Annotated in this window: 15 protein-coding genes and 2 tRNA genes; 3 read left to right on the top strand and 14 right to left on the bottom strand. The window is 70.9% G+C overall.

Annotated features, from left to right (window positions below):
* Nucleotides 1-60 precede the first annotated feature (60 nt).
* Nucleotides 61-2,718: a zinc dependent phospholipase C family protein gene (locus tag FHX52_RS04380; protein ID WP_141820242.1), complete on the top strand. Its 2,658-nt coding sequence runs from the start codon at nt 61-63 to the stop codon at nt 2,716-2,718.
* Here FHX52_RS04380 and FHX52_RS23740 read toward each other — a convergent pair.
* Nucleotides 2,709-2,933, bottom strand: a complete 225-nt coding sequence (locus tag FHX52_RS23740; RefSeq protein ID WP_185747084.1) for a hypothetical protein — start codon at nt 2,931-2,933, stop codon at nt 2,709-2,711. The genes FHX52_RS04380 and FHX52_RS23740 overlap by 10 nt on opposite strands.
* Before the next feature lie 84 nt (nt 2,934-3,017).
* On the opposite strand from FHX52_RS23740, the gene FHX52_RS23735 reads away from it, so the two are divergent.
* Nucleotides 3,018-4,025: a hypothetical protein gene (locus FHX52_RS23735; protein WP_185747083.1), complete on the top strand. Its 1,008-nt coding sequence runs from the start codon at nt 3,018-3,020 to the stop codon at nt 4,023-4,025.
* Here FHX52_RS23735 and FHX52_RS04370 read toward each other — a convergent pair.
* The 6 genes from FHX52_RS04370 to FHX52_RS04345 all read right to left on the bottom strand — a co-directional run bounded on the left by FHX52_RS04370 (nt 4,001) and on the right by FHX52_RS04345 (nt 7,846).
* Nucleotides 4,001-4,552, bottom strand: a complete 552-nt coding sequence (locus FHX52_RS04370; RefSeq protein ID WP_281287931.1) for a TraM recognition domain-containing protein — start codon at nt 4,550-4,552, stop codon at nt 4,001-4,003. The genes FHX52_RS23735 and FHX52_RS04370 overlap by 25 nt on opposite strands.
* A 50-nt stretch (nt 4,553-4,602) precedes the next feature.
* Nucleotides 4,603-4,676, bottom strand: a tRNA-Val gene (locus tag FHX52_RS04365).
* A 99-nt stretch (nt 4,677-4,775) separates the two neighbouring features.
* Entirely contained in the window at nt 4,776-5,285 is a 510-nt protein-coding gene (locus FHX52_RS04360; protein WP_141820238.1) for a TIGR02611 family protein, read from the bottom strand.
* 46 nt (nt 5,286-5,331) lie between these two features.
* Complete coding sequence (locus tag FHX52_RS04355) at nt 5,332-6,180, bottom strand: aminotransferase class IV (RefSeq protein ID WP_141820236.1); 849 nt, start codon at nt 6,178-6,180, stop codon at nt 5,332-5,334.
* A gap of 93 nt (nt 6,181-6,273) precedes the next feature.
* A complete protein-coding gene (locus tag FHX52_RS04350; protein ID WP_141820234.1) occupies nt 6,274-7,329 on the bottom strand; it encodes a chorismate-binding protein in 1,056 nt (351 codons plus the stop codon).
* Between the two features lie 34 nt (nt 7,330-7,363).
* Nucleotides 7,364-7,846, bottom strand: coding sequence for a glutathione peroxidase (locus FHX52_RS04345; RefSeq protein WP_141820232.1), 483 nt, complete (start codon nt 7,844-7,846; stop codon nt 7,364-7,366).
* Between the two features lie 201 nt (nt 7,847-8,047).
* Between FHX52_RS04345 and FHX52_RS24085 the strand changes: the two genes are divergently transcribed.
* Nucleotides 8,048-10,576 carry a CHAT domain-containing protein gene (locus FHX52_RS24085; RefSeq protein ID WP_221630469.1) on the top strand — a complete coding sequence of 843 codons (2,529 nt, stop codon included), beginning with the start codon at nt 8,048-8,050 and terminating at the stop codon, nt 10,574-10,576.
* A gap of 70 nt (nt 10,577-10,646) precedes the next feature.
* On the opposite strand, the gene ligD is transcribed toward FHX52_RS24085, so the two are convergent.
* The 7 genes from ligD to FHX52_RS04305 form a co-directional block, all read right to left on the bottom strand.
* A complete protein-coding gene (gene ligD, locus FHX52_RS04335) occupies nt 10,647-11,618 on the bottom strand; it encodes a non-homologous end-joining DNA ligase (RefSeq protein WP_141820230.1) in 972 nt (323 codons plus the stop codon).
* Nucleotides 11,619-11,675: 57 nt separating this feature from the next.
* Nucleotides 11,676-11,879 carry a hypothetical protein gene (locus FHX52_RS04330; protein WP_141820228.1) on the bottom strand — a complete coding sequence of 68 codons (204 nt, stop codon included), beginning with the start codon at nt 11,877-11,879 and terminating at the stop codon, nt 11,676-11,678.
* A gap of 128 nt (nt 11,880-12,007) precedes the next feature.
* Complete coding sequence (locus tag FHX52_RS04325) at nt 12,008-14,818, bottom strand: winged helix-turn-helix domain-containing protein (protein ID WP_141820226.1); 2,811 nt, start codon at nt 14,816-14,818, stop codon at nt 12,008-12,010.
* Nucleotides 14,819-14,970: 152 nt separating this feature from the next.
* Nucleotides 14,971-15,043: transfer RNA gene (locus FHX52_RS04320), tRNA-Gly, on the bottom strand.
* Between the two features lie 109 nt (nt 15,044-15,152).
* A complete protein-coding gene (locus tag FHX52_RS04315) occupies nt 15,153-15,473 on the bottom strand; it encodes an SHOCT domain-containing protein (RefSeq protein WP_141820224.1) in 321 nt (106 codons plus the stop codon).
* Nucleotides 15,474-15,548: 75 nt separating this feature from the next.
* Complete coding sequence (locus tag FHX52_RS04310) at nt 15,549-16,025, bottom strand: DUF6325 family protein (protein ID WP_185747082.1); 477 nt, start codon at nt 16,023-16,025, stop codon at nt 15,549-15,551.
* A gap of 106 nt (nt 16,026-16,131) precedes the next feature.
* Entirely contained in the window at nt 16,132-16,338 is a 207-nt protein-coding gene (locus FHX52_RS04305) for a hypothetical protein (RefSeq protein WP_141820222.1), read from the bottom strand.
* Nucleotides 16,339-16,353 lie beyond the last annotated feature (15 nt).

Genomic DNA, 16,353 nt, shown 5'->3' with positions numbered 1-16,353 from the left:
GCGGACCCACAGCCAGACCGCTGTCAAGGCGGGCGTTTCGTCACTGGATGGGACTTCATCATGCCCGGTCATTTCACCCACATCTACACCGCGCGGCGGGTGTCGGACCTGCTCACCTCGGGCGAGTTCACCGACTGGCCGCAGGTGCAGGGCCACGAGATCCTCGCGAAGTACCCGCCGCAGTTCTGCGGTGAGGTCATGGCCAAGTGGGAGAAGTACGCGGCGGTCGGGGCGATCGGACCAGACCTCTTCTTCTTCTCCCAGGACTGGTCCAACGACATCCTCGGACCGCGTTCGGACCTCATCATGCTCGGGCTCGCGTCCTACTACTACTTCGACGCGGCAGCCGAGGACGACTGGGAGCCGCTGCTCGTGATCCTCGCAGAGGTCGACTCCACGATGGCCGGCATCCTGCGCTTCCTCATCAAGCTGAACAAGATCTGGCAGGACTTCGTCAAGGGTTGGAACGCCACGATCGGGCCGTTCGTCGACGCGGTCGGCGACCTGGTCGACGATCTCACCGGCGGCATCCTCTCCTCCGCGAAGACGGTTCTGGAGGAGTTCCTCCTCGCCATCAAGAACCTCGGTGAAGAGTGGATCACCGACTACGCCGGCATCTGGGACATGATGAACACCGTTGTCCAGAAAGGCTATCCGGAGGAGAACTTCCTCTGGAGCGACATGCTCCACTACCGGCGCACGTCGGCGACGTGCCAGGCCCTGGTCGCCCAGGCGGAGAAGTACCACGACGGGACCGAGACGGGCGGCGACCAGTTCCAGCAGTTCTTCGCCTTCGCGCTCGGCTACATCGTCCACGTCGGCACCGACACGATCGCGCACTCCTTCGTCAACGAGCAGTGCGGCGGCCCGTACCGGGACCACCCGACCCGGCACCACCTCATCGAGAACCACATCGACGCGTGGAACTACCGCCAGGGGGGCGCCGACGGGACCATCCCGACCGATCCCTGGGCCCGGACCGACGACTACCCGGACCTGTCGATGTCCGCCCTGTGGTTCATGGTCCAGCTCACCCCGGACGACCCCGCCGGGAAGCAGCGGCCGGCCCTGACGGGCGACCCCGACACGGACAAGGCGGCCCTCGATGTCGACGGGGAGATGCCGAGCTGGCTGTCGGAGGGCATTGTCGCCGCCCTCATCGACACCTTCGCCGACCACCCGCACCCGACGATCTACCAGGGCGATGCCTTCCAGAGCTCGATCGATGCCGGCCTGCTCACGCAGGTCGTGAAGGGCGCGACGGGCCATGGCCTCGACGGTCCGTTCCAGGAGGTTCTCGACGGGATCGCGCCGCCGCCTCCCTTCGCCGTCCCGAAGGGATTCCCCCTCCCGTGGGAGGTCGCGACGGCATACCGGCTCATGATCACGCTCTACAAGCTGAACTTCGGTGGCAGCTGGGAGCTCAGCAAGCCGCGCAAGCCCGACTTCGTCATCGTCCCGCCGCTGTCCGACTTCACGAACCTCGCCCAGCCGCCTGACTTCTCCGGCGTCGACTCGAGCAACCCCATCGAGGACGTGTGCGATGTCTTCATCGCGCTCGTCGAGTGGCTCGTCAAGGAGATCAGCGACGCGATCAAGCTCCTCGGCGACCTCATCAAGATGCTCCTGTCGCCGGGGACCTACCTGATCCGGCTCGGCCTGTACGAGCTTGCGATGAAGATCTGGGACGTCGCGCAGAAGACCCACAACATCATGGCGCACACCGGAATTCACATCCCCCACGGTGAGCAGCGGTATGCCGACGACGGCGAGCTGCGCCTGCCGAACGAGATCGACCTGCCCCTCATCACCCTCGGTGAGACCGTCGACGGGGCGTTCCTCGCCGCTCTCGGCGATGCGATCGACCCGTTCGGCAACCTCGACCAGAACACCGGCGTCATCGTCTCACACTCGGTCCACGACCCGAACTACCCGTACTACCCCGTCACCCGGTATCGGCCGGGCCACGACCCCGAGGGCTGGGAGTACCACAGGCCGTGGGCGTACCCCAGCACGAGCGAGTTCACGACGGACGGCAACCACAACACCGAGATCCCGAACCCGACCGAGCTCTACAACCCCTACGCCTGCGACCCCTCCGCCGTGCGCACCGACGGCGAGGTCAGCATCCCGATCACCTCCCAGAAGCCGACCCGGCCCGGCCCCTACCGCGAGGGAACCCGACCCGACCAGGTCTTTTTCCGGACCGGCGGCGGCCACGACGCACAAGCCCGCTTCCTCTACGAGCACGCGCAGACCCCATGGCAGACCGACCTCGTCAACGAGCGACTCTTCGGGCGTGCGAGCAAGGGTCTCTCCCCCCTCGGGGACCCGGTTCCGTTCTCGGCGTACCTCATCGGGCAGCTCGCGAACCCGACGGGGTACACCACGCAGTTCAACCTCGACGCCGACCGCGCGTACGCCTACCTCACCTGGGACTGGATCCGCGACCCCAAGGGGGATGCGACGACCAAGCTCGGCGTCCACTTCGCGCCACCGGTCGTCTCGCCACAGCTCGCCGAGCTGCCCAACACCTCGGGGAAGTGGGACCAGTCCGGCCAGTCGGCGATGCAGCTGCACTATGTCGACCCACCATCGCCGGGCGACGTCATCGGGGTCCGGCCCGGCCCCAAGCGGGCCCGGAAGACAACAACCGCGAAGCAGGGTGGGGCCTCGACCGCGCGGCGGACCCGGACACCGCGAGGAGGTCAGTCATGAGCCACCACCAGACCCACGGCGAGCACGGACGCGACCACGAATGCCGTGGTGGCGGAACCCACCACTGCCACGACGCCTGCCATTGCGAATGCTGCGGGCGTTACGGCCGGTACCACGACCAACCCACCTGCACGTGCCCGTGCCACGGCCACGGCCACGGGTGCAACGCCCACGATCATGACCACCACGGCGACCACGACCACGATGACGGGCACGACGGCGACCACGACGGTGGCACGACGGTCGGGTGGAACAACCCCGGCCGCCCGGGCCACACGACGGGCACCTCGACCGGTCAGGTGCCCGGCGGGACGCTCACGCCCGGCAACTTCGGCACCAGGCCACCGTCGCAGTGGCCCGGCCCGCGTGATCAGCTGTACCTGCCGTTCCTCTTCATGCGCGCCAACCCCGGCGACCTCGGCGCGCGACCGGTCGTCGGCCCGTTCTGGGAGTCTCCCGACATCTACCTGCTCGCGGACACCGACCCTGCGGCAGCACCGCCCGTTCCACCGGCGCTCGGCCAGAACGCACTGGCCGGCAAGCCCAACACCCTCTATGCGCACGTGTGGAACTTCGGGCTCTCCGCGGCACCGAACGTCGTCGTCGAGTTCTACTGGTGCGACCCGACTCTCGGCATCGGACCGTCGGGAGCGAACCTCATCGCCCAGACCATGACCTCGCTCGGGGCCCGGGGCAGCGGCCACGCTCACGCGGTCGTCAAGTGCCCGGTCGCGTGGACGCCCACGTTCGTCAACGGCGGGCACGAGTGCCTCGTCGTCCGGATCTGGGACGAGACCTCGGACGGGCTCGGCACTCCGCCCTGGGACGCTGCCCTCAACCGTCACGTCGCACAGCGCAACATCCACGTCGTGGCGGCCGGCGACCCAGGCAACCTGCTCGCCCCACAGGGGATGCGGCTCGCGCCCGCCGAGCAGCTCGTCGCAACCCTGGCAACGCCGTTGACCCTCAGAGTCGGTCCTCTGTTCGGCGAGCCGGCGGCCGTGACCGTCGAGCGAGCCGCCCCGGCCTCCATGCCGTGGCTGCAGCTGCGCACCGGCGTACGCGGCCAGTTCCCGGCCCAGGCTGCCCCCTCCGGCGACCTCTCCCTGTCCGCGCCGAGACCAGTCGGACATGGTCCCGGCTTCGGCGGTGGGGCGACGACCCAGCAGGTGGCCCACGATGACCAGCAGGTCACCTTCACCGCCGGGGACTCGCCTCCGGGACCAGGCCAGGCCCACGTCTATCGAGTCACCGCCAGCCAACAGGGCCAGGTGTTCGGGGGCTACACCATCGTGCTGCTCGGCTGACGCTCCGGAGGACTCTCCCGAGCCTGTCCGCGGGGCCGGCTCGACCGGGCGACGGTGCGACGGCGACCCACGAGCCGGCGCCCGGGACGCGGGACGCGAGACGCGAGACGCGGGGGCCTCGAACGCGGAACCACCGCGTCAACGCGAGGACGCCGCTCAGGAGCGGCTGAGGCGCTGCATTCGACCCCCAGACGGCCGCTGCGGTTCCCGGTCTGCCCGCTGGTGCGGGCGACCCGGACGGGCCCCAAGAGGTCGCTGATCTCTTGGTTGAAGGCGATGTCCTTGGAGCTGCCGGAGAGGGTGAGGGTGTTCGTCAGCCCGAGCAGCGTCCCGGCTTCCTGGTCGCCGAAGAGCTGCGGTCGGGTCTGCGCGGCGCAGACGAACGAGATCCCGAGGGCGCGTTCGTTGGCCATCCGGGTGCGCAGCGTGGGAGGCGGGCAAGGCCCCTGATGTGGCGGACAAGCGGTGCATCCACGGCGCGGAAGGCGATCCTCATCCGAAACGTATCCGACACGACCGACCCTCACGTGAGGGTCTCGAACGGCGTTACCGCAGTTCAGGGGCCATTTGTGCTCGGTGGACGTGAAGGGACTCGAACCCCTGACCTCTCGCGTGTGAAGCGAGCGCTCTAACCAACTGAGCTACACGTCCGGGCGCCCCAGCCACGTGGCGAGATCGGGGCGACGAGGGGAAACAATAGCCGGTCCGCGGCCCGCCGCGGTAATCGCCTCGCGGATCCGCAGCCGCGGCTCAGTCGATGCCCGGAACCCGCGTCAGCACATCCTCGGCCCACTGCGGCAGGAACGCCGGAACCCCCTGCCACGCGAGGTAGCCCCACACCACGACCCACACGATGGCGAGGGTGGCGAGCGCGACGACGCCGCGCACCCAGAGGGCCTGCGCCATGATCCAGTCGTTCCAGCGGCTGACGTGCCGCTTCGCGAAGTCGAGCAGGCGCTGGGCGAACTCGAACTCGCTCGACAGGATGAGCAGCCCGAAGAAGACGACGAGCCAGCCGGGCCCCGGGGCGGGCACCATGATCAGCCCCGCGACCGTGACGACTCCCCCGACGACGCCGACTGCGATGCGCCACGCGAGATGCGTGACCTTGTTGCCGCGCAGCTTCGCCCGCCAGGCCCACCGGTCCTCGTCGGCGTCGAGCGTCACGTTGCGGTCGGAGTAGTCGACCCCACCGGTATGCCGTTCGGCCGGCTCGAGCGCGGCAGCGGGCTCACGCGCGCCGTCGGGCTCCCCCGTCACGACCCCGTCCTCCGCCGGCCGGCGTGGCCGGCAGGCTCGCGCACGCTCACGGGTCGAGGGTCCGCTCGGCGTTCCGCCGGAAGATCTCCTGCAACGCGGTCGTGACCGGTCGCGGGGGCGGCAACTGGCGGTCGTCGACGGCGTCGATGGGTAGCACGTCCTTCGTCGAGCTCGTGATGAAGACCTCGTCGGCCGTCGTCAGTACATCGAGCGGCAGGGCCTGTTCGCGCACCTCGACCCCTGCGTCGCGGCCCCACTCGATGACGAGCTCACGGGTGATGCCGGCGAGCAGACCCGAGTCGGCCGGCGGCGTCAGCACGACACCGTCGACGACGACGAAGATGTTGCTCCCCGTGCACTCGCACAGCTCGCCGCGGGTGTTGCCGAAGACGGCCTCGACCGCCCCCACCGCCTTGGCCCGGGCGAGCGCGACGACGTTCTCGGCATACGACGTCGTCTTGAGGCCGACGACCGCGGACCGCTCGTTGCGCGTCCACGGCACGACAGTGAGCCGACCGCTGACCGGAGGTCGGGCCTGGGGCGCGGCCAGGACGATGGTCGTCAGCGAGGCCTCATTGCGATCGGAGCCGAGCGGCCCGACCCCTCCCGTCACGCTGTAGCGCAGCCGGCCGAAGGCGATCGGGTCGCCCTCGAGGACGGCGGCGACGCCCTTGTCGACGAGGGCGAGGTCGGGGACGGGAAGGCCGAGCCCGGCCGCTGAGTGCAGGAGGCGGCGGTGGTGCCGGGCCAGCGCGAAGGGAGCGCCGTCGAGGATCTTGGCCGTCTCGAAGACCCCGTCGCCGACCGTGACGGCGTGGTCGAGCGCGCTGACGGCGGGGCCCTCGGGCTCCACGAGGTCGCCGTCGACCCACACCCGGATGTTCGTCCCCGTCACCGCTGCCCCACTCCGTCCCGTTCGTCCGTCCGCGTCGCCGCCCGCCCGCTCAGCCGCGTCCGTCGCTGCTCCGCGGGCGTGTCGACGGCGCTCTCATGGTGTCACAGTGCCCGCTGCCAGCCCGATGAGCCGGGCCGCCTTGAGCTCGGTCTCGCGCCACTCCCCCTCGGGGTCGGAGTGCCAGGTGATGCCGGCACCCGTGCCGAAGCGAAGGTGCCTCCGGCCCGCGTCGTCGCGGTCGGCCCAGAAGGTGCGGATGCCGACGGCGAGCTCGGCCGTGCCCCGGTCGGCATCGACCCAGCCGACGGCCCCGCAGTAGGGGCCTCGGGCTGACGGCTCGAGGGCCCCGATCGTCGTCAGCGCGCTCGACTTCGGAGCGCCCGACACCGACCCCGGAGGGAACGTCGCGCCGAAGATCGCGGGCCACTCGACTCCCGGCCGCAGCGCTCCGCTCACCGTCGAGACGAGGTGCACGAGCCCGGGGTGGGCCTCGGTGACGCAGAGCTCGTCGACCGAGACGGTGCCGGGCTCGCAGACACCGGAGATGTCGTTGCGCATGAGGTCGACGATCATGACGTTCTCGGCGTGGTCCTTGGGCAGCATCAGCTCCGGCGTGGGCGCCGTGCCCTTGATCGGCCGGGTGACGAGGCGACCGTCGCGTCGCCTCAGGTAGAGCTCGGGCGACGCGCACACGAGGTCGATGCCAGCCTCGTCGCACCTGATCCGCGCACCATGGGGTGCGGGATTCCCTTGCCGCACAAGCAGGTCCAGCCCATCGAGATCCGCAGCGTCGGACAGCTCGTGGGTCAGCACCCGGCAGACGTTGACCTGGTAGACGAAGCCCGCTGCGATCCGCTCGCGCACCTCCGCCACCGCCGAGACGTATGCCGTCCGGTCGAGCGAGCTGGTCCACCTCCCGTCGAGCGGCGTCCACCGCGGCCCCCCATCCCCGACGAGCTCGTCGGGCTCGTCGGGCTGGGCGGGCTCGTCCTGCTCGACGACGGCGAAGCGGATCGCCGTGACGTCGCCCTCGAAGGTCGCGACGACGGCCCAGAAGCCGTCACGCGAGATCGCCTCGAGGGCGTCGGTGCCGCGTCGCACGTCGACGACCTCGTGGGCGCGCCTGTCGGCGAAGCGAGCTCGGTCCACGGCAGCGATCCTAGGCGCCACCGGGCCTCACCCCTCAGTCGGCGAGAGCCTTCTCGATGGGGGTGGCGAGCTCGGCCGGCTCGGTCTGCGGCGAGAAGCGCTCGATGACCTGGCCGTCGCGGCCGACGAGGAACTTCGTGAAGTTCCACTTGATCCGGGCGCCGAGCAGGCCGCCCTTCTCGGACTTCAGCCACGCCCACAGCGGGTGCTCGTCGTCGCCGTTGACGTCGACCTTGGCGAACATCGGGAACGTCACACCGTAGTTCTTCTGGCAGAACTCGCCGATCTCCTCCTCGGTGCCCGGCTCCTGGGCGCCGAACTGGTTGCACGGGAAGCCGAGCACGGTGAAGCCACGGTCGCGGTAGGTCTCGTGGAGCGTCTCGAGACCCTCCAGCTGGGGAGTGAAGCCGCACTTGCTCGCGGTGTTGACGACGAGCACCGCCTGTCCGGCGTAGTCGGCGAGCGAGCGCTCCTGACCGTCGATGGTCGTGGCGGTGAAGTCGCTGAGAGCCGTCATGGGAAATCTCCTCTGGTCGTGGTGACGATGGCGAGCCATGCACCACCGAGCGCTCCGGACGGAGCGGCCCGACGGTGCGGCGCTTCGCCCATCATCACCTGCCGCCGAGGAGGACACTGGCGGGGGTAGGGGTATCACTGCGGACACCCGGCCGCTCCGTTCCCCGAGAGGTGCCCGTCCGGACGCTGGTGGGGGTGCGAGGTGAACGATCCGTACGTCGACTTCGACGTCGTCATCAGTCGCGACGACGCCGGCTACTCCGTGCGCGTGCCGGGCCGCCGCGGCCCCGACGGCGAGCCGCTGGCCGCCACCTTCTCGCTGCCCTTCAGCGCCACCGAGCTCGCGGGCTTCATGGTGGCCGTCGGCCCTCCTCGGGTCGCCTCCCGACGTCTCGTGCCGGTCTCGGAGCGCGTCGGCGACGTGCGCGAGCTGGGGCAGCGCCTCGGCGACGCGCTCCTCAGCGGCGCCATCGGCGCGACGTTCCGTTCAGAGGTCGACGCCGAGACGAGAGCCGGCCGCGACGTGCGGCTCCGGCTGGACCTCGAAGGAGCCCCCGACCTGCAGCCCGTGCCCTGGGAGTACCTCTACTCCGCCGAGCTCGGACGCTTCCTCACCCTGTCGAACCGCACGCCGATCATCCGCCAGGTCAAGGCCTTCGGCGTGCCCCCTCCTGTCGTCGTCAACCCGCCGCTGCGCGTGCTCGTCATGATCTCGAGTCCCAGCGACGTGCCACAGCTCGCGGTCGACCGCGAGCGACAGCTGCTCGAGGCGACGACGAAGGACCTCGTCGACGTCGGCCTGCTCGAGCTCGTGGTCCTCGACGACGCAACGCTCCCGGCACTGCAACGCGCGCTGCTCGACCCCTTCCACGTGTTCCACTTCGTCGGGCACGGCGGCTTCGACCGAGAGCTCGACGAGGGCGTGCTCGTCCTCGAGCGCGACGACGGCACAGCGCACCGCGTCACGGGTGCCCGGCTCGGCACGCTGCTCCACGACGCCCGCGACATGCAGCTCGCCGTCCTCAACGCCTGCGAGGGAGCCCGCAGCTCCGGACGCGACGCCTTCTCCGGCGTCGGGCAGGCCCTCGTGCGGCAGGGCCTACCGGCCGTCGTCGCCATGCAGACCGAGATCAGCGACCGGGCCGCACTCGTCTTCAGCCACGAGCTCTACTCCTTCCTCACGCGAGGCCTCGGCATCGACGCCGCCATCTGCGAGGTGCGCAAGGCGATGGCCACCTCCGACGAGGCCTCCGAGTGGGGCACAGCGGTGCTGCTGCGCTCGACGGGCGGCTCCGACGAGCCCTTCACCTTCGTCCCGTCCGGCGCCGCGCGGCCCGGGGAGCAGCACCGACGGGACTCGCTCTACGCAGCGGCGAAGGCGGCTCTGGCGACCGGCGCCACGGCCACGGCGGCGCCCATCCTCGAGCAGCTCGCAGCCGAGAAGCCCGGGGACGTCGAGGTGACCCAGCTCCTCGAGCAGGTGCGTCCGGAGGTCACGAGCTCCGCACCGGGCACGCCGACGAGCGCGGCCGCGTCGACCGGGCCCGCCACCACCACCGGCCCCGACACGCCAGCCGGCCCGCCCACCACTCCCCCGCCTCCACCCACCGACCCTCCCTCCTTCGCCCCTGCGTCCGCGGCACCTCGCCGCCGGAGCCGGGTGCTGCTCGCGGCCGCAGCCGGAGCGCTCCTGCTCGTCACGGCGGTCGGCGCCGTCGTCTGGCGCAACCAGGGCGACACCCCCACGCCGACACCATCCGCCGGCGCCACGGGGTTCCCCCAGGCGAGTGGTTCACCGACGACGAGCGCGGGCATCGCCACCGTCACCCTGCCGACGACCGGTGAGCCCACCGGCGCGCTCGTCCTGCCGTATGCCGTCGACGGCGACTTCCACAGCGCCGCCGGCAGCAACCAGTCCGGCTCGGACGGGGACACCGTCGACGTGCTGCGCCTGCCCGGTGGCAACCGGGTCGTGACGGTGACGTCCAACGGTCTCGTCAAGATGGTGCTCGAGGACCAGGGCGGCACGACGATCGAGGACCTCGGCCACTTCAGGAGCCGCGTCGAGGCCAACCGTGGCGGCCGCTTCGCCTATGTCGACGGCGACGACGGCCGACTCAGCGTGCGTGACACCGCCGGCCGCGAGGTCGCCAGACTGCCGGGCGTGGGGACAGGCGCCGAGGTGGTCGGCTTCGCCGGCCCGGCGGTCTTCTTCACCGACAACGGCACGACGTTCCGATGGGACACGACGACGAGCAAGGCCGCCGAGTGGCGCCAGAGCGAGATGGTCGCCTTCAACGACTCGACGAGGACCGCTGTCGGCGGTTCCGGGGGCAAGTGCTTCGCCGTGGTCGGCGTCGACACCCCGACCCAGGCGACGAAGAACCTTGACTGCCAAGGCCTCGAGCTCAAGGGCGTGACCGGAGACGGGCGCTACGCCATCGCCTGGACGACGCCGACCGGTCCCGAGGAGACGCGAGTGCTGCTCGTCGACATCACGACGGGCAAGCCGGCCTTCGCCGTGCGCGTGCCGTCGGGTTCGAGCGTCGTCCAGGCCGGCTACCGCACGCACCCCGTCCCCCGCGCACTCGTGCTGAGCACCGTCACACCGGACGGACGCAACCGCCTCGTGGGCTGCCCCACCGACGGGACGTGCGAGATCCTCACCGAGCCCAAGCCGACAGCCGGAGACCCCGAGGCTCCCCCGCCCTACGTCATCGCGCGGGACTGAGGCCGGCCGGCCTGAGGGCGGGCGCGCACCAGACGGCGGTATGCCGCGGGGCCCGCTCCACGCATACGGCTCAGGAGGGCTCGGGCTCGGGCGGCGTGTCGCGGCCGTCGCGCTCGTCACGATCGGCCCATTCGAGCAGGGGCGCGAAGTCGAAGACGGCCTCGTCGATGCCCGCGTGGAGGTCACCAAGCTCCGCGAAGCGCGCGGGCATCGTCGCGATCGTGAAGTCGTCGGGCAGGGCATCGGCGACCTCGTCCCAGCGCAGGGGTGCCGAGACCGTGCCGCGCGGGTTGCCGCGCACGCTGTAGGCCGCGGCGATCGTGTGGTCGCGCGCGTTCTGGTTGTAGTCGACGAAGAGGTCGGAGGGCGAGCGGTCCTTGCGCCACCACGTCGTCGTGACGTCGTCGGGGAGCCGGCGCTCCACCTCGCGGGCGAAGGCGAGAGCCCCCCGGCGCACGTCCTTGAAACCCCACCGCGGCTCGATGCGGACGTAGACGTGCAGGCCGGACCCGCCCGAGGTCTTGGGCCAGCCGACGGCCCCCAGCTCGTCGAGGACCTCGTGCGTCACCTCGGCGGCGCGGCGCACCCGCTCGAACGGGCACTCGGGCATCGGGTCGAGGTCGATGCGCCACTCGTCAGGGCTCTCGGTGTCGGCCCGGCGGCTGTTCCACGGGTGGAACTCGACGGTCGACATCTGAACCGCCCAGATGACGTCGGCGAGCTTCGTCACGCAGAGCTCGTCGGCGTGGAGCCCGTAGCGCGGGAAGTGCAGCCGGACGGTCTCTACCCACGGCGGCGCGCCCGCGGGAAGCCGCTTCTGGTGGACCTTGGGCCCGTCGACGCCCTTCGGGAAGCGGTGCAGCATGCACGGCCGCTCCCGCAGCGCGCCCACGATGCCCGGTCCCACTGACTCGTAGTAGCGGGCGAGGTCGAGCTTGGTCTCGCCGCGGTCGGAGAAGTAGACGCGGTCCGGGTTCGAGAGCCGCACAGGCAGCCCTTCGATCTCGAGCTCGACCGCCGGGGTGCCGCGCGATGCCGCCATGTCGTCACTCTAGGCGGCGTCGCCGGCGTCCGGGGCGGGCGTCGCCCGGCCGCCGCCCTAGTCGGGCAGCTGGCGCATCTCGAGGACGGTCAGGCCGTAGGCGTGGAAGCGGTCGAGCAGGCCGTGCAGGTGCGCCCGGTCGGTGATCGGGCCGTAGAGGACGGTCCCGCGGCTGCTCGTCGTCGTCGACTCCGTCAGCTCCGGAAACGCTGCCGCCACGGCGGGAGGCAACGGCTCCGCGAGCACGAACTCGTAGCGCATGACACCCCTTCGGATCGCATCGGCTGGCCTCCCCCACCCTGTCGCGATCCCTACCCCGCGCGCGTCACCCGGTGCAGGTGACTCCGTGACGGGATCCGGCTGGGGTGCCGGCGTGTGAGCCGACCGGCTCAGATGAGTCCCTCGCGTCGGCCGGCGGCGACGGCCTCGCGGCGGTTGCCGGCCCCCAGCTTGGCGAAGAGCGAACGCAGCTGTGTCTTCACGGTGTTCGGCGAGACGGCGCGGGCCCGGGCGAGCTCCGGCACGGTCAGCATCGAGGGGAGGTCCTGCAGGAGGCTGAGCTCGCGCGGGGTCAGGACGGGCGCGGCAGCGGCACCGCGCGAGACGGCATACCGGTGGCCGGGCTCGTGGAGCGCGGCGGCGGTGAGGGCGGACTCGATGACATGGGCGACGAAGTCCTCCTCCGCGCCGAACCGGCCGCGCCCCTCGACGAGCAGCTCGAAGACCTCGGGTGCCACCTCGAGCACGAGGCGGACGGAGCCGAGACGACTGGCGATCGCGAGACCGCGAAGGAGCGCCTCGTGCGCCACCGTCGGCTGGCCGTTGCGCTGGGCCAGGGTCGCCTCGAGCAGTAGCCCGACGACGCGGAGGTGGATGACGGACACACTCTCCGGTCGCGCGAGCACCCCGTGGAGGAGGTGTCGCGCCTCCTCCTCGCGGTCGAGCCGGACGGCGAGCTGCGCTGCGAGGACGGAGATCTCGCCACACGGTCCGAGCTGTCGCTCCGCCAGCTCGAGGCTGGCCTTCGCAAGGTCGATCTCGCCGCACGAGAGCGTCATCCGGAGGTGCTCGGCGATCTCGAAGGCGACGAGCGTCGGTGAGAAGCGTCCCGACGCGAGCGCCAGCACCTCGTCGTGGCGTGCCCGCACGATGTGACGCTGCTCGGCCGGGTTGCCCGCGGCGCCGTCGAAGTCGATGAAGGACCGGACTGCGCGCACCGACCGGACGACCTCCGGTGCGACGACGACACCGGACGCCCCTGTCGGCACGTCGAGGAGTGCGCCCCTGCTCTCGAGGATCGCCTCGGCGAGGCCGATGAGCCCTGCTGCCCGTTCGGCGTCGAAACTGTCGTGGGCGGCGCCCGCGGCGCACACGTAGGCGGGCAGCAGGCGTGGCGACGCAGCCCATCTCCGAGGCGTGGCGTAGTCGATGGCGTACTGCGCCCACTGCCTCATCTCCGCGAACGTGCCGAGCGCCGTGTGGGCCGTCGAGAGTGCGGCTGCGCATGTCATCACGACGAAGTCGTGACCCCGGACGTCGGCGTCGACGAGAACGGACTCGAGCACCGACACCGCCTCGTCGAAGCGGCCGAGCCAGAGAAGGGAGATGCCGGCCGTGACGTGCTCGAATGAACGGAGGTCGGACTGCCCGGCGCCCCCGACGGCGCCGGGGCGGCTCGCCGACGAGAGCACGGCGTCGACGACCGCAGGGTCCAGCTCGCCGCGCAGCCGGTCGCGATAGAGCCACGTGGCGGCGAGGAGACGGTCGAGCTGGACGGGAGCCACCGCCGAGGGAGCAGCTGCTGCCGCGGAGGCCTGCTCGCGACCGCCAGCCGCCTCGAGGTGGGCCTCTGCCCGGGGCACGTCGCCGGAGTCGAGGGCGATGATGGCCGCGAGCACGTGCAGGAAGCGGCGGCGCGGCTGCTCGTCACGCAGACCCTCGAGCAGGTGCCCGATAGCGCGGTCGACCACGGCGTGCTGGCCCTCGAGCAGCAGACGAAGACCACCGTCGTGCAGCAGGGTGAAGAGCGTTGCCCGGTCACGTGACGAGATGGCATGGTCGAGGGCCTCGGCGTCGTTGCCCCGAGCGTGCAGGAAGCGTGCGATGCGCAGGTGCTGGGACCGGCTGCGCTGCCCACTGAGGTCGGCGAGGCGAGCGACGAGGTAGCCGCGCAGCAGGGTGTGGTAGCGGTAGCTGCGCTCCTCGGCGCCGAAGACCGACACGAGCGAGTTGGTGTCGGCGAGGTGGTGCAGCAGCTGCCCGGCGTCGTCGCGCCCGCTCAGCAGCTCGGCCATCTCGCTCGACAGGCGCTCCGGCAGGCAGGTGTCGAGCAGGAAGGTGTGGGTCTCGTCCGGCAGCTCGTGCAGCACCTCCTCGATGAGGAACCAGAGCCCGCCGTCGCTGCCGAAGCCGTCGAGGACGCCCTCGACGTCGCGACCCGACCGCAGCGTCATGGCGGCCAGGGCGACACTGGCCATCCACCCCTCGGTCAGCTCCCACAGGCGGTGGACGTGCTCGGCCGACAGGTCGAGCCGCTCGGCCGCCAGCAGCTGCGCCGTCTCGTCCTCGTCGAGACGCAGCTCCGCGTCACGGATCTCGAGGAGGCGCTCCTGGAGGCGAAGTCGTCCGAGTGAGATCCGTGGGTCCGACCGGGCCGCCATGACGATGTGCAGGTTGGGCGGCGACCACTGCAGCAGCCGGTCGAGCGCGAGCACGGCGCGGTCGGACTGGATGACCTGCACGTCGTCGAGCATGAGCCAGATCGGTGCTCCCGCACTGCGCACCGCGTCGGCGACCTGGCGGGTCAGGTCGCGCTCGTCCGCGGCGCTGTCAGCCTCCTCGCTCACCGCGTCGGGTTGCCCGAGGCCCTGACGCACCGATGCGGGCAGCGCGTCGTGCAGTGCTCCCAGCACGAGGTCCTGCAGCACGACCGGGTCGTCGTCCTCGTCCTGCAGGGACGCCCAGCCGACACCGACACCTGCGGCCCGCAGGTCTGCGGTCCAGCTCGAGAGGAGCGTCGACTTGCCGGCGCCCACGAGACCCGTGACGACGACGACCGTGCCATGGCCGCGCAGCGCAGCCCGGGACCGCGGCGTTGGCGCGGCGAGCCGGTCGCGACGCAGGAGATGGGTAGGCGGCAGCGGCGGCTCGCGACGTGGTGAGGGCCACGTCCAGGCCGGCGTGTGCGTCCCACCGCTCACAACCACCACCCCCAATGGCTCAAGGAGACAGGGTTGATCATGCCTTCCGCCCGGCGATCAGTCAGCCATTTCCCAGATCGACACGCAGAGAAGCAGCCGTGAACGCCGTTGGGCCGCTCCACCGGGTGGTGGAGCGGCCCAACATCTCACGGAGCGGACGACCGGGCTCGAACCGGCGACCTCAACCTTGGCAAGGTTGCGCTCTACCAACTGAGCTACGTCCGCACTCACCGGTCGGAGCGGGCTCCGTCAGGTGCGAGCAAGACCATAGCGGAGAGGTGGCCGTCGCGCGAAACCGCTCTCGGAGGCGCCGGTGAGGCGAGATCAGGCCGAGTCACCGAGCGAGAATGCGCTCCTTCTGGACCTGGAACTCGGCCTCGGTCAGGACGCCGGCGTCACGTAGCTCGCCGAGCTGCTTGAGAGCGTCGAGATCCACTCCGCCGTCCGCCTCACCAGCAGGTTCTGGCGGCGGCGGCGCGTACTGCTGGGGCGGCGGCTCCGCATACTGCTGCTGGGGCGGGTAGTCCTGTGGCGGGGCGGCCTGCTGCTCCTGAGCGGCCCACCGCCCGGCCTGGCGGCGAGAGACGCGGTTCGACACCGCGGTCGCGGTCCCCGCGACGACGGCGGTCCTGGCAACTCCACGCAGAAGTCCCATGGTGTGCTCCTTCGATCTGACGTAGGGGGTGGTTCAAGGGTGCACCGACCGGATCGGTCGACGCGAGAGGTCGGGCTAGTCGGCGTCCGGGGCGGACTCGGAAGACTCGGACGCCTCGAGGGCCTCGAGGGCCTCGAGACGGGCGATCACCTCGTCGGCGGGGATCCGGGCGCTGGCGACGACGGAGGCGCCGGCACGTCGCATGGCCGAGACGAAGGGGCCCGCCCAGGTGTTCTCGTAGACGAGGAGCGCGACGGCGTCGCCGGGCTGGATGAGCTGGCCTGCCTCGTTGATGTCGTCCTCGTCGATGAGACCGGACTCGGCGCCCTCGAAGACCGCGAGGTCGAGGATCCCGTCACCGTCGAGGTCGGTGATGGCGGCGGCCGTGATGGTGCCGTCCTCGCTGCGCAGGACTGCCCTCATGTCGAGGACGCGGATGATTCCTCGCTCGACGAGATCGACGATGATGGCCATCCCCTCACCGTTCAGACGCGCTCCCGGGAACTCGAGGGCCAGGAAGTCGATCGGGCCCACGTCGACGTTCACACTCATGTCTTGCCTCCTTGACGGCAGTGGTTGACGCCCTGAGCGTCGCTCACGCACGTGAGGGCGGGCATCACCCGAGGCGGATGACTTGCGTCCGCCGGGTTCGGCCTGCTCATGCAGGCGCCTCCACCTCCGACATCGCCGTGATGCCGATGCCGAGCGACTCGAGCAGGCCGAGCACCTCCTCGAGGGCATCCCTGCCCGCCGCGGGAACACTGAGGACCGTCGAGCCGCCCTCCTGTCGACGGCCGACCGGTCCGGCCGTCGCAGGCAGGTCGGAGGTCAGCTCGCCGTCGAGGACGATCTCGTACATGCGCATGTTCCACCTCACCGT

This window comes from Humibacillus xanthopallidus (genome assembly GCF_006717145.1).
In the GTDB taxonomy this organism is placed as follows: domain Bacteria; phylum Actinomycetota; class Actinomycetes; order Actinomycetales; family Dermatophilaceae; genus Humibacillus; species Humibacillus xanthopallidus.
The sequence above is the reverse complement of the archived record's forward strand: the minus strand, read 5'-3'. Positions and strand labels throughout refer to the sequence as shown.